The organism is Clostridium sp. YIM B02506 (genome assembly GCF_022324845.1).
Lineage (GTDB): Bacteria > Bacillota > Clostridia > Clostridiales > Clostridiaceae > Clostridium_T > Clostridium_T intestinale.
Map to the genome: position 1 here is coordinate 372,823 of NZ_JAKGTG010000001.1, position 13,972 is coordinate 386,794.

At 31.2% G+C, this 13,972-nt stretch carries 15 protein-coding genes; all 15 read right to left on the reverse strand.

Annotated features, from left to right (window positions below; all coding sequences use genetic code 11):
- Window positions 1-278: 278 nt before the first annotated feature.
- Window positions 279-707 (reverse strand): MOSC domain-containing protein, encoded by a 429-nt coding sequence (locus L1S49_RS01635; RefSeq protein WP_238902275.1) that lies wholly within the window; start codon window positions 705-707, stop codon window positions 279-281.
- Between the two features lie 2 nt (window positions 708-709).
- Window positions 710-1,678, reverse strand: a complete 969-nt coding sequence (gene moaA, locus L1S49_RS01640) for a GTP 3',8-cyclase MoaA (protein WP_238902276.1) — start codon at window positions 1,676-1,678, stop codon at window positions 710-712.
- Between the two features lie 17 nt (window positions 1,679-1,695).
- Entirely contained in the window at window positions 1,696-2,289 is a 594-nt protein-coding gene (locus L1S49_RS01645; RefSeq protein WP_238902277.1) for a nucleotidyltransferase family protein, read from the reverse strand.
- An 18-nt stretch (window positions 2,290-2,307) separates the two neighbouring features.
- Window positions 2,308-4,863, reverse strand: coding sequence for a selenium-dependent xanthine dehydrogenase (gene xdh / locus L1S49_RS01650; protein ID WP_238902278.1), 2,556 nt, complete (start codon window positions 4,861-4,863; stop codon window positions 2,308-2,310).
- Window positions 4,864-5,243: 380 nt separating this feature from the next.
- Window positions 5,244-6,989: a sigma 54-interacting transcriptional regulator gene (locus L1S49_RS01655; protein ID WP_238902279.1), complete on the reverse strand. Its 1,746-nt coding sequence runs from the start codon at window positions 6,987-6,989 to the stop codon at window positions 5,244-5,246.
- Window positions 6,990-7,007: 18 nt separating this feature from the next.
- Window positions 7,008-7,502, reverse strand: a complete 495-nt coding sequence (moaC, locus tag L1S49_RS01660; protein WP_238902280.1) for a cyclic pyranopterin monophosphate synthase MoaC — start codon at window positions 7,500-7,502, stop codon at window positions 7,008-7,010.
- Between the two features lie 13 nt (window positions 7,503-7,515).
- Entirely contained in the window at window positions 7,516-8,532 is a 1,017-nt protein-coding gene (locus L1S49_RS01665; RefSeq protein WP_238902281.1) for a molybdopterin-binding protein, read from the reverse strand.
- Window positions 8,533-8,544: 12 nt separating this feature from the next.
- Window positions 8,545-9,033, reverse strand: coding sequence for a MogA/MoaB family molybdenum cofactor biosynthesis protein (locus tag L1S49_RS01670; protein WP_238902282.1), 489 nt, complete (start codon window positions 9,031-9,033; stop codon window positions 8,545-8,547).
- A gap of 2 nt (window positions 9,034-9,035) precedes the next feature.
- Window positions 9,036-9,836 carry an XdhC/CoxI family protein gene (locus L1S49_RS01675; protein WP_238902283.1) on the reverse strand — a complete coding sequence of 267 codons (801 nt, stop codon included), beginning with the start codon at window positions 9,834-9,836 and terminating at the stop codon, window positions 9,036-9,038.
- 127 nt (window positions 9,837-9,963) lie between these two features.
- Window positions 9,964-10,758, reverse strand: a complete 795-nt coding sequence (yqeB, locus tag L1S49_RS01680) for a selenium-dependent molybdenum cofactor biosynthesis protein YqeB (RefSeq protein ID WP_238902284.1) — start codon at window positions 10,756-10,758, stop codon at window positions 9,964-9,966.
- Window positions 10,758-11,345: a molybdenum cofactor cytidylyltransferase gene (gene mocA / locus L1S49_RS01685; protein WP_238902285.1), complete on the reverse strand. Its 588-nt coding sequence runs from the start codon at window positions 11,343-11,345 to the stop codon at window positions 10,758-10,760. The genes yqeB and mocA overlap by 1 nt, the downstream gene beginning before the upstream one ends.
- Window positions 11,338-12,057: a selenium cofactor biosynthesis protein YqeC gene (gene yqeC / locus L1S49_RS01690; RefSeq protein WP_238902286.1), complete on the reverse strand. Its 720-nt coding sequence runs from the start codon at window positions 12,055-12,057 to the stop codon at window positions 11,338-11,340. Before yqeC ends, mocA begins: the two co-directional genes overlap by 8 nt.
- Window positions 12,047-12,313 carry a DUF3343 domain-containing protein gene (locus tag L1S49_RS01695; protein WP_181602251.1) on the reverse strand — a complete coding sequence of 89 codons (267 nt, stop codon included), beginning with the start codon at window positions 12,311-12,313 and terminating at the stop codon, window positions 12,047-12,049. Before L1S49_RS01695 ends, yqeC begins: the two co-directional genes overlap by 11 nt.
- 11 nt (window positions 12,314-12,324) lie before the next feature.
- Entirely contained in the window at window positions 12,325-12,924 is a 600-nt protein-coding gene (gene yedF, locus L1S49_RS01700; RefSeq protein ID WP_238902287.1) for a sulfurtransferase-like selenium metabolism protein YedF, read from the reverse strand.
- Window positions 12,925-12,937: 13 nt separating this feature from the next.
- Window positions 12,938-13,969, reverse strand: coding sequence for a selenide, water dikinase SelD (gene selD / locus L1S49_RS01705; protein WP_238902288.1), 1,032 nt, complete (start codon window positions 13,967-13,969; stop codon window positions 12,938-12,940).
- Window positions 13,970-13,972: the final 3 nt, after the last annotated feature.

The following is a 13,972-nucleotide window of genomic DNA, read 5'->3' on the forward strand; positions in this document are numbered from 1 at the left end:
TTTAGAAATTAAAAGCTCCTCATTGAACTTGTTTTTGATCTTTAATTTAAATTTTATTTGCAAATACTTATATGACTTTAAATAAGCAAATTTTATGCCAATTATTTTTCTAATTCTTATTTAAAGATTCATATTCCTATTTAGCCTAGTAAACAGCTGAAAACAAACAAATTATTAAATCTTTATTGTCAATCTTAAATCTATTAAAACTTATAATTTATAGAACTCCCACTCTCAAAATGATATTTCATTATCATTTTGATAATAGTTTCTATATTCTAATATAACTCAACGTTTTCTCCTATAGAAATTTTTCCACCTTTTAATACTTTTCCAAAAATCCCTTTAGTGGGCATTATACATTCTCCTACTGAATAAAAAATCTGACATTTATCATGACACTTTTTTCCTAATTGAGTTATTTCTATTACAGCTTCTCCAACAGTTATTTTATCTCCTACTGATAAACTAGCTAAATCTATTCCTTCAGTAACTAAATTTTCACCAAAGTCTCCATAAACTACTTTACCACCTTTTTTATTAAAGGAATCAATTTCTTCCTTAGCCAATAAACTTACTTGTCTATGCCACTTGCCGCCATGAGCGTCTCCTTTTAATCCAAAGTCTTCAACTAATTCTATTTCTTTAACTTCTTCTTTTTTTGTACCTTTTTTCACACTTGTACATATTGCAACTACTCTACCCATGGTTATCCCCCTATCTGGTTCATAAATCTATTGTCCTTATCCTTTTCATCTTTTCCAAAACTATGTTTAATAGGCTTATTGTATATTTTATCTTCTATTATTTGTAACAGCTCTTCATCATCCATTCCATTTCTAATGAAACTCTTTAAATTTATACCATAATTCCAATGCAAACATTGCTTTAGAAATCCTTCTGAAGTCACTCTTATCCTATTGCACGCTTCACAAAAATTATCGCTTATAGCACTTATAAATCCAATTTTCCCCAAAGCATTCTTAATCTGTGAATACTTTGCTGGACCACTTATTCCTAATTGCGTTTCATCTATAATACCGTATCCATAATTTATAATCTCTCTAATCTTATTATTGGCTATCGGTTTTAGTTCTTTAGCTGCCCCTATCGGCATAAGTTCTATAAATCTTACATCCATCTTTTTATTTATTGTAAGAGCTGCTAAATTCAATATTTCATCTTCATTAACGCCTTCAATTATTACTGAATTGACCTTTACCTTTACTCCTAAATCTAATAGATTATCAATTACTCTTAATACAACCTTTAAATCTCCACCTCTAGTAATATTTCTATAGGTATCCTCTTTTAGTGTATCTAAACTAATATTAACGCCCTTTAATCCAGCTTCTTTAAATGCTTGTTCTTTTCCTTCTAATAAAAGTGCATTGGTTGTTATATATATTTCCTCTATCCCAGAAATTTTGTTTATATCTTGTATTATTTTAAGTATGTTCTTTCGTGTAAGTGGTTCTCCACCTGTTAATCTAACCTTTTTTATGCCACATTTAGCCATAAGTTCTACTAGCTTTATAACTTCATCATCTTTTAAGATTTTTTCCTTATCCATAAAAGTAATATTATCTTTTGGCATACAGTAAACACATCTTAAATTACATACATCAGTTAATGAAAGTCTTAAATATTCTATCTTTCTTCCTTGTTTATCTATCAATTTTATCAATGCCACCTTTATAGATTATTCTTTCTTAATAAGGTTTCATATTCTTCTATGGTATCTATGTCATAAATAATATTTTCATCTTCTACCTGTAAATAATAAACCTCATCATTGTGATTTTTAATTACATCCTTTAAATTATAGTTTTCTCCTACCTTTTCTAAATCTTTAAATATATCTTTAGAAAACAATACCGGATGTCCTTTTCTACCATTAACCATTGGTATTATAATCTTATACTTGTTTTTATCATAAACTGATTCCATAAGTTGTAATGTTTCAGTCTTAATTGCAGGAGTATCTCCTAAAGCAAGATATAAAACTTCTGTATCATTATCTATTTTTTCAAAGCCTTTTTTGAAAGAACTTGCCATATCTCCAGCAAAATCTTCATTATATGCCCAGGTTATCTTATCCTTTGAAAAAATTTTCTTTATTAAATCTGCTTTATATCCAACCACTATAATAAGTTTATCAATATTAATATAATTATAGCAAGTAATAGATTGCCCTAATACAGTTGTATATCCCCAAGGAAGTAATTGTTTTGCCCTTCCCATCCTTTTACCTTGACCAGCAGCTAAAATAATAACAGAAGTTTTCATTTTTTACCCCTTTCATTTTTACTTCTTTTTATATGGAGTATTATCTAGTGGAAGAGTATATCTTCTTTCTCCATCAAAGGTTCTATAGGCTTCTGAAGTTGCCGCTAAAGTTGGTATTAAAACCAATTCCCCAACCCCTTTAGCACCATATGCTAAGTTTCCTAGTTTCTTTTCTATAAGTTTATATTCTATCTTAGGAACATCTGTAGATCTCCATAAACCTATTGTTCCAAACTTTGATTTCACATATCCATCTTCTGTCTCAAATTTCTCTGTAAGAGCAAATCCAAGTCCCATAACAACTCCACCTTCTATCTGTCCTTCCACATTTGTAGGATTTATTGCTCTTCCAACATCTTGAGCTACAAATACTTTTTCAACCTTCCCCTTTTCATCTAAAATTACCATTTGAGTTGCATATCCATAAGCTATATGTTGTTTTGGATTTTCCTTATCTGAAGCTAACTTATCTGTAATTGCAGTAAAATCTGACTTAAATACTTCTCCTTCAAGCTCTTCTAATGTTTTTGTTTTTAGAGCTTCCTTTAATTTTAAAGAAACTCTTCTAGTTGCTTCTCCTGTAATTAAGGTCTGTCTTGATGCTGTAGTAGGACCTGAATCTGGAGTAACCATAGTATCTGGTGAATGATATTCAATTAATCCTAAAGATATTCCTGTAGTTTCTCCACAAATTTGTGTCATAACTGTTGCCAGTCCTTGTCCTATACATTGAGCTGAAGTTTTTATAATTATCTTTCCATTTTTAACTTCTATATTACATCTCCCTGTATCTATTACTCCAACTCCGCAACCAGTGTTTTTCATAGCACAAGCAATACCTATGTATTTATGTTTTCCACTGTAATATTCATCCTTTATTGCTTCTAAAGTTTCTATTATCGCTGTACTTTCATCGCACAGTTGTCCAGTTGGAAGAGTATCCCCTGGTTTTACAGCATTTTTATATCTAAACTCCCATTTGTCTAGACCTACTTGCTCTGCAAGAATATTTATATTGGTTTCGCTTCCAAATGTTGTTTGAGGAACCCCAAATCCTCTAAAGGCACCTCCTGGAGGATTATTTGTATATATTGCATATCCATTAAGTTCAATATTAGGTATTCTATATGGTCCACACAAATGAGTGCAGGCTCTCTCTAATACCACGGAACCAAGAGATGCGTAAGCTCCTGTATCAGCTAAAACCTTAGCCTTTAAAGCTGTCAAATTGCCTTCCTCATCACAAGCTGTAGTTACTTCAACTTCCATTCCATGTCTCTTTGGATGTACAAGTAAACTTTCCTCTCTACTAAAGGTTATTTTAACTGGCTTTTTAGTATAGTAAGTAAGAAGAGCTGCATGGTGCTGCACTGTCAAATCTTCTTTTCCTCCAAAACCGCCTCCAACATATGCTGATATAACATGCACCTTATTTTCTGGAAGTCCTAATACATGACATATACCTTCATGATCTGAATGAATATGTTGAGAAGAAACATATAAAGTCAATACATCTCCCTCATAAAAAGCTATGGTTGCTTCTGGTTCTAAAAAAGCATGATCTATAGGCATAGTCTTATATTTTTTTGTTACAACATATTTTGATTCCTCAATTGCCTTATCTGGATTTCCTCTTTTTACATAAGTGTTGCTTAAAATATTCCCTTTTTCGTGTATCTTGTAAGCATCATCTTTTAAGGCATCATGAACATTAGTTATTGCTGGTAATTCTTCATATTCAACCTTTATTAATGAAAGCGCTTTTTCTAATATGTCCTTTGTTTCAGCTGCTACTATTGCTATAGCATCCCCTAAATATCTAGTCTCTTCTCCTATAGCTACCATTGTAGGCCAATCTTTAAATATATAACCTTGATAATTATTAGCTGGAATATCTTCGGCAGTAAGAACTGCATGTACACCTTGAAGCTTTTTAGCTTCATCTGTATCTATACTTAAAACCTTTGCTCTTGGATATCTTGAACGAAGAGCTTTTCCATATAACATTCCTTCTATGTAATAATCGTCGGGATATTTTGCTGTACCTAAAATCTTTTCTTTGGCATCAATTCTAGCCATTCGTCTTCCTACTTTAGCCTCTTGCTCTAAATGAATTTTATTATGTTTTCTAAAAGCTTCAGCTGCCATTAAAATTGCTTTTTCTATTTTTACATACCCAGTACATCTGCATAAATTGCTCTTTATTGCCTTTTTCACATCTTCTTCCGTAGGATTTGGATTGCTGTCTATTAATGCTTTAGCACTCATTATCATTCCTGGAATACAAAATCCACACTGAACAGCACCAGCATTTGAAAATGAGTTTGTATAAACTTCTTTCTCAATCTCTGTTAAACCTTCAACTGTAACTACTTCTTTTCCTTCTATATCCTTAATCTTTTTGATGCAAGCTCTTATATTTTTCCCTTCAATAACTACAGTACATGCTCCACAAGTCCCCTTCGCACACCCATTTTTCACTGAAGTTAATCTTGCTTCATCTCTTAAATAATCAATTAACTTCAACTCTCCATCTGCAGAAACTTCTCTTCCGTTTAATATAAATCTGATCATAATTAGCCCCCTATATTTTTACTTTAGACTTAAAAGGAAAATAAAAAAACAAGTTCAGAACTCTCATATCAAATAAAAGAAAAATAAATCTATTTTTCTTAAAATATTGAAAGTTCGTCATTGAACTTGTTTCTATTTCTCTATTAAGTTTTTCTTTATAAACATTTCTTACTTTACCTTTCTAGCAAATTCTTTGCCAAATGTGTCAAAATTACTGATATATTAAAAATATAGGTGTATTTTTACGACTTAGATTGTTTATTTTATTAAAGATATTTTTATGAAACTAAAAACCGCTTAAATTCCTTTTAACTTTTTAGATTTAGAAATTTTACTATAGTAACTAATTATCAAAATGATAAAAACTCTCATATTGATAACTATTCTTTAAAAGAGCCTATTTTTCTATATATAGTAGCTATTCCTATTCCCAATTTTTCTGCAACCATCTTTTTCCCATTGGTATCATATCCATATTTATCTAAAGCCTTAAGTATATATTCTCTTTCTATATCCTTAAGAAATCGTATTTCTTCCTCTTCATGAAAAGTCTCAACTTTGCTATTACCTAATATAGTATGTGGAAGCATTTCTTTCTCTATTATTCCTCTACTATCAGATAAATTAATCAAAAGTTCTACTACATTTTCAAGCTCACGAATATTTCCTGGCCAACTGTAATTTAATAAACTTTCATAAGCATCTTTATTAACAGTATGAACATACTTATCAAAAATTTTATTATATTTATCAATTAGAGTATTTAATATAAGTTTAAAATCTTCTCTTCTTTCCCTTAGTGCAGGTATTTCTATAGGTATAACATTTAATCTATAATATAAATCTTCTCTAAATTTATTCTCCTTAATCATTTGTCTTAGATCTTTATTAGTTGCTGCAACTACTCTAATATCCAAGTTTACTAATTCATTAGAACCTATTCTTACTAAAGTTCTCTCTTGAAGAACCCTTAATAATTTAGCCTGAAGATATAGAGGCATGTCTCCAACCTCATCTAAAAATATTACCCCCTTATTTGCAAGCTCAAACTTACCTATTCTTCCATTAGGATTTGCGCCACTAAACGCCCCTTTAACATATCCAAATAGTTCACTCTCTAGTAAGGTATCTGGTATAGCTGCACAGTTTATCCCAATAAAAGGGTTATTTCTTCTATCACTTTCAGCATGAATTGCCCTAGCTATAAGTTCCTTTCCAGTTCCACTTTCTCCAGTAACAAATACAGTTGATTTAGTGTTAGCTATTTTTCTTATTTTATCTTTTATGCCTTGCATGGATTTACCTTCTCCAATTATAGCCTCTAAGCCTACAATTTTATTATCACTGGTTATTTTATAGGCTTTTGTATTTACATCCTTTAGCATATTAAAAATAAGTATTTTATTATAGCCCTCTAAGGTATCTTCTAGCGGTATTAGGCTTCCTACAAGATTATATTTTTTGCCGTTTATCCTTACTTTATAGAATTCTTCTTCTAATATATTTCCTTCTAAAAGTTTAAGCTGTATATTTCCATTAATATCACTCGGAGTTAATTCTAACTTTTTCATAGCTTTACTATTCATCTCAACTATTTTACTTTCAGAATTTATAATTATAACTCCGTTATCTACACTATTCACAACTTGCTTAAGTAAATTTATATAAGATACATTTCTTTCATTCCCCTTAAATTCATATATCTTTGCACTTATAAGTTCACTTATTTTATACAAAAACTCTAAATGGGAATCTAAATTATCAGACAGATAATTTTTTTGTTCAATAGTAGTACAAACCAGACCTATTACCCCTATTATTTCTTTTTGAAATATTATAGGCGTTGATATCTCCATCATTTCTAAACATTCATTTTTCTGATTGCAAAGTCTACATATTTCAGCTTCTCTAGGATTCTCTATAATTTGATGTTTCCCTGTAGCTAAAACATGTTTATAAACCACACCTTTGTTATCTCCATTTATATTGCTAGTAAATATTCCAGTCCCTGCTATAGTATTTAAGTTGCTATCTACAATTTCCACATCTACTTTTATTACGTTTGCTATAACTTCTGCATATTTTAAGACAGTACTCTGAATAGGCTTTAATAATGATTCTTTCATAACCCTAGCCCCCCAAACTTATTTAATCTTAGTATTATTGTCGTAAAGAAAGTGCCCGCTCTTTCCACCTATTTTTTCTATAAGGTGAATATCCTTAATAATCATTCCTTTATCTACGGCTTTACACATGTCATATATAGTAAGAGCAGTTATGGATACTGCTGTTAAAGCTTCCATTTCTACTCCTGTTTTCCCACTTACTTTTACTTCTGAATATATTTCAATTTCATTATTTTCTCTATTTATATTAAATTCAATCTTACAACCATTTATTAGTAGAGGATGACACATAGGAATTAGGTCCGATGTTTTTTTACTCCCCATAATACCTGCTATTCTAGCTACTCCTAGTACATCTCCCTTGCCTATTTTACCTTCTTCTATTATCTTTAAAGTTTCAGGACTTACTTGTATTTTTCCAAAGGCTCTAGCTATTCTTTCGGTTATATCTTTTTCTGTTACATCAACCATTTTAGCTTTACCATGCTCATCAAAGTGAGTTAATTTTTCCATTTTGCACCTCCTTTTAGTACTTTCCGAAACTACAATGAGGGAAGGTACATACTTCACAGTTTAAACATAATCCACCTTGGCCATACATAGCAATGTCTCTTTTAGTTATTCTTTCACCTGCTAAAACTCTAGGCAAAACTAGATCTAAAACCGTTCTTTTAGAGTGCATAACACATCCTGGAAGCCCCATTATAGGAATATCTCCATTATAAGCAAGTAAAAACATTGCTCCTGGTAAAACTGGAGAACCATAGGTTACAATCTCTGCACCTGTTGCCTTTATAGCTGAAGGGGTTAAATCGTCAGGATCTACGGACATACCTCCTGTACACATTATGAGCTCGGCTCCTTCATTTATAAATTCCAAAATAGCTGACTTAATTTTATCTAAATCATCTGGTAGTATTTTTTGCCCCAATACTTCACAGCCATATTCAGCTGCTTTTCCTCTTATAACAGGTCCAAATGCATCTTTTATTCTTCCATAAAAAACTTCATTGCCTGTAGTTACTATACCTACTTTTTTGGGATTAACTTTAACTACTTTTACTATTTTATTTTTTATGGTATCCTCAGCTTCTATTATTTTCTTTTCATCTATAACTAAAGGAATTACTCTTGTTCCCCCAAGCTTTTCTCCCTTTTTCACATACGTATTGTCATGAAGCGTAGCCATCATTATTTCATCTATCATATTTAAATTTAGTAGTTCCTCTGAATCTATTTTAAGAAGTCCATCATGTTCTGCTATAAAATCTATCTTTCCTTCTTTTATCTCCCCAAACACGATACCTTCTCCGCAAGCTAAATTCTTAAGCCTTATAGCAGCATCATTTTCATGTAAAAATCCTTCGATATCTTCCCACACATAAATATGGTCTTTTCCTAATGAAAGTAGTTCCTGTACATCCTCTTCTTTTATTAAATGTCCCTTTTTAAAAGCTCTACCTTTAAATCCTCCTGGAACTATTTTAGTAATATCATGAAATAAAATCATTCCCACTGCATCTTCAGTTTTTATCTTTTTCATCATTTCACCCCTTTATCTTGCACACTCAGAGTCTTCACCAATTAATATCTTTATTCCATGCTCTAACTCAGTTATTATATATTCTAGAGATTCTCTTACAGCCTTAGGACTTCCGGGTAGATTAACTATTAAGGTGTTTCCTCTTATGCCGGATACTCCTCTAGATAACATAGCTCTCTTAGTTATAGTTAAGCTGTAAGCTCTTATTGCCTCTGATATTCCTGGCACTTCTCTCTCAATTATTTCTTTAGTAGCTTCTGGTGTTACATCCCTTTTACTAAAACCAGTACCACCAGTTGTAACTATTAAGTTTAACCTCAGTTCATCACTCATATATATAAGCTCTTTTTTTAAAACTTCTCTTTCATCTGGAACTACTACATATCTATTGACTTCATATCCATTTGCTTCAACTATTTCTCTAATTACATCCCCACTTTTATCTACTCGTTCACCTTTAGAACCTTTATCACTAGCTGTTATTATTCCTACTGAATACAAACCTATTCCTCCCGTTCACTTAAATGTTTCAAGGTACCTTTGTTTTTAATCACCAGTATCTCGCTTATAATAGATATGGCTATTTCTTCCGGAGTACCATTACATATATCAAGTCCTATAGGAGCATAAAGTTTTTTTATCTTCTCTTTATCTATATTTTCATTGTTTAACTTCTCTTTTATTTCTTTAACTTTCTTTTTACTTCCCATCATGCCTATATATGCAACATCTCTATTTATAACTTCTTTAAGAGCTTCATAATCAGTAACATGTCCTCTAGTAACCAATATTACATAGCTTCTATTATTTAAATTAATTTCACTTAAGGCTTCACTAGGGGTACAGCATAAAAATTTCTTTACATCCTTAAAAGTCTCAACATTTTTAAACTCTTCTCTATCATCTACTATATAAACATCAAAACTTAAACTACTAGCTATAGAAGCTATCTTTTGAGATACATGCCCTGCTCCAAAAATAACTAACTTTTCATTAGGTTTTACTATCCTTACAAAACCTTCTGATACCCCACCACAAGTCATTTTCAACTCACCAGTTTCATTTAATGTATACTTAAATGTAAAACTCTCTCCTGTTTCTAATGCTTTAAGACTTCTTTTTATTAAGTCAAACTCTATCTTCCCACCACCCACAGTGCCAATAGTTTTTCCATCTTTATATATAGCCATCATAGACTCTTCTGCACCTGGTACTGAACCTATGCTGTTTGTAAGCATAACTAAAGCTACTTCTTCATCTTTATTTAAGGCTTCAAGAACTTTTTCAAAAATAATCTTGCTCATAGTCCCCTCCTTATCAATTTTAATACTTTAGAAAGTTTATAGCAGTTTATATGATATTTTATTAATTAAATGTTATATTTTTATATAATTTATTATAACAACTGGGTATATATTTGTAAATCAACAATTATTGTCTGATTAAGTATATCAGAGCTTCTAATACCCCTCCACCTATAGTTCTAGCCTTATCAGAAATAGTGAAGCAGTTTTTTCTCTCTTCAAGCCTTGGGTCAATATCTGCAATTTTAAGTCCTTCATATACCTTGCTACTATTTCTTATTATCCCTCTTAAAACTCCATCTATAGTAGCCCTAACTATATAATCTCCTACATATGCTAAAGGTTCTTCTTTTTTTACTATATCCCCAATCTCTCTCACATTATTTATAACCCCATCACAAGGACTATATATAACTCTTTCTTTAGTATATCCTCCTATATTACCTGGTGCACCAGTATCTGCTTGAGCTTCTCCATTAAATATAAGCCTTCCTAAATTATGTCCTCTATTTGTTTCTATTACTACATCAACATCTTTTCCTGCTTCAAAACCTGGGCCTAAAGCTATGGTTATAGGTGCCATATTAATGTAGGTTCCTAAATTCTTTTTCGCTAATATTCCATCTACTACTGCCTTAGGTTTTAATAAGTTTATATAACTTCCTTTCGGATCTACAATCACAGGTACCTTATTATTTTTCCAAGTATCTTCTATTTCTTCTAAATTTCTTACCCTAACAGATTTTATTCCCTCAACTTCTATTTCATCTTCAAATAAAGCCTCGCTAAAACTTACTGCTCTTCTAATGCAGGTAGGGTTTTCTATTTCCAATACTAAAACCTTAAATCCACATCTATATAACTTTTGAATTACACCAGAGGCTATGTCTCCTCCCCCTCTAACTATAACTATTTCTTTCATTATAGATTATCCTTCCTTTGTAACTGTAATTTTTCATAATCCTCCCAGGTATCTATATCCATCAGCTCATACTCATTTTCAACCTCAACAAATACTAAACTATCCTTGTTTCTTTTAATGACTTCTCTTCCGCCTTTATCTCCCTTTAAAGCCTTAAGTTCATCTATAAATATTGAAGAGAATATAACGGGACTGCCCTTTCTCTCTTTATATCTAGGAATTATTATATTCTGAGGATTATTTTTAAAAGCATCTATCATCTTCTTTATAGTTAACTTACTTAATAAAGGTTGATCTCCTGTAAAAAACATATATCCTTCTGCAACTGGAGAATTCTCTATTCCTAGTTTTATGGATTCACTTTGCCCCAAAATAGAATTTTTATTTTCCACTACTTTAAAGCCTCTTTTACCTGCAATATCTAAAACTTCCTTATCCTTTGCTACTACAAGCCTTGAATAAAAATTAATCTGTAAAATCTTATCCATAATATGTTCAATAAGCTTTTTATCTCTATACTCTAAAAGAAGTTTATTTGTGCCTATTCTACTTCCGTATCCAGATGCCATAACTATACAATTAATCATAAACTTCCCCTCTTAAGCTTCCACAAATAATTTTATTTATATATCCATTATTTATTTTCTTTATCTTTTCTTTTAGACATTCTGCCAGCATCTTGTCTTTATGACTTTCAACCTTATTTATAAAAAGTATTTTTTCACCTTTTGCATCTTTAAATAGTCCTTTTTCATGGAAAACTAGAGAAGTAATTATTTCTAAATCTATAACATCATCCAATTTCGAATTAGTTATATCTAAAAATCTGTCTACTCTATGAATATTTTTCTCATTAATTTCTTTTCCAACAACCTCTATGCTTAAAACACCTACAGTTTTAGTAGTATTACTACTTACAACTGGCTCATCTTCTCTCCACCCTTTAATAGGTTTCTTTTTGGAGCCATCCCCTTCTACTAATACATAGTCAAATTTGTGAAGCTGCTTTTCTAAAAGATTTAAATTTAAACCCTTTATCTTGTTTTCAGAATCTACACTTTCTCCGTAGATATAAATACCCTTATCAATAATATGTTCATTGAACTTATGGAAATCAATCTCTAGAAAATCAAACTGCTTAGTTTCAGGCATATATATTTTTGTTGTTGTGGTTATTAAAACTTTACCCTCTCCTCTTAACTCTTCTCCTAAGGTAAACATTAAGGTAGTTTTCCCACCTGCCCCTACAATAGTTACAACATCCCCTAACTTTATATCTAAAACTTCCTTAAGTTTCATAGCGAGTTACTTCCTTACTTAATCCTATTTTCTTAATCAAATAATAACCAGAGGTTTTTATGTTTTTACTAATAAGAATCTCTCTAGCCCTATCTATATTATTGTTATCCAGCTTAAGCGAAAGACCACAACCTGAAGTTATCTCTCTTGGAACAGGTATTATTCTTACATTTATATTATTCATAAGCTCTTTTTCAGCTCTAATAGCACTGTGAGTAGAATCAAAGGTTATTAAACTAAATATCTCCACATCCATTCTAATTCCTCTTATGGTTTAATGATTTTATCTGAAGAATTCATTTTGTCTACAATACTGTACATGTTAGTTACAGATCCAACAGCTAATTCTTCAGTTAATCCATAATAATTTAAACATGTTCCACAGGTTAATATTTCTACCCCTTGTTTTTCAAGCTTTTTCAGATCTTCTAATACAACTGAAGTCTTAGTTGTAAGTTTAGCTCCTCCATTATAAAATAAAATGCAGGTTGGAAGAGTCTCTGTTTCTGTTAAGGTATAAATAAAAGCTTTCATTAAAATAGTCCCGAGTTCTTCATTTCCTTCTCCCATCTTATCAGAAGAAATAACTACAGCTGTTGAACTTATATTTCCCTTAGTTATAAGAACTTCTTTAATTTCTTCCTCTCCTTCTCCCTTTATTATCTTAACCTCATAGTGATCTTCACCTAATTTTTCACCATCATACTTGTATCCCATCTCTTTAGCCATTTTTTCTAAATTTTCTTTAGCTATTTCGTTATCTACAACTACTTGAATAACTCCATCTTTCTCAATTTCTTTTAAAGCTTTTTTAGCCTTTATTACTGGTATAGGGCAAAGTTCCCCTCTAGCATCAACTTTTATCATATTTCTCTCTCCTTTAATATTTCTCAATTATTATATTAAACTCTTGTTTTTCAATAACTTCTCCTACAATTTCTGATTTTAAATCAAGTTCTTGTAATTCCTTTAATAAATCATCTGCTTCATCTGAAGATAAACTTATCAAAAGTCCTCCAGAAGTTTGTGGATCAAATAAAATTTCCTCTAATGCAAATTCAATATCTTTAAATAATACTTTATCCTTTAAATGTCTTCTATTTCTTTGTCCACCTGCTGTTATTAAAAACTCTTTAGCATAATCATAGGCTTCTTTTATATAAGGAAGGGTGTTTCCATTTACCTTTATTGAATATTCATCTTTAATCATCTCATTTAGATGTCCTAAAAATCCAAAACCAGTTACATCAGTACATGCGTTAACTTTATATTTTTTCATCTTATCAGCCGCATATTTATTTAAAGTTTCCATAGATTTTATAGCCTTATTATACGCTTCTTCACTAGCTTCTCCTACCCTATGAGCTGTTGTTATTATTCCTACCCCTAGCGGTTTTGTAAGTATAAGTTTATCTCCTATCTTGCAATTATTATTAGGAAGAATCTTTAAAGGATGAACCACACCAGTTACAGATAAGCCATATTTAGGTTCTGGATCATTTATAGAATGTCCTCCCGATACAACGCCTCCTGCTTCATGAACCTTTTCAGCTCCTCCTCTAAGTATTTCTCCCAAGATATCTGCCTCCATCTTTTCGGGAAATCCCACAATATTAAGAGCAACCTTTACCTCTCCCCCCATGGCATATACATCACTTAAAGCATTAGCAGCAGCTATTTTGCCAAAGGTATATGGATCTTCAACTATAGGAGTAAAAAAGTCCAAGGTTTGAATAATAGCTATATCTTCTGTCAATTTATATACAGCTCCATCGTCTGAGCTATCAAAGCCTATTAATAAATTCTCATCAAACTTATTAGGAATCTTATCTAATACACTTTTAAGCATACCTGGCCCCAATTTAGCCGTACATCCACCTCCACAGGTAAATTTCACGTTATTTTGGCTCATACA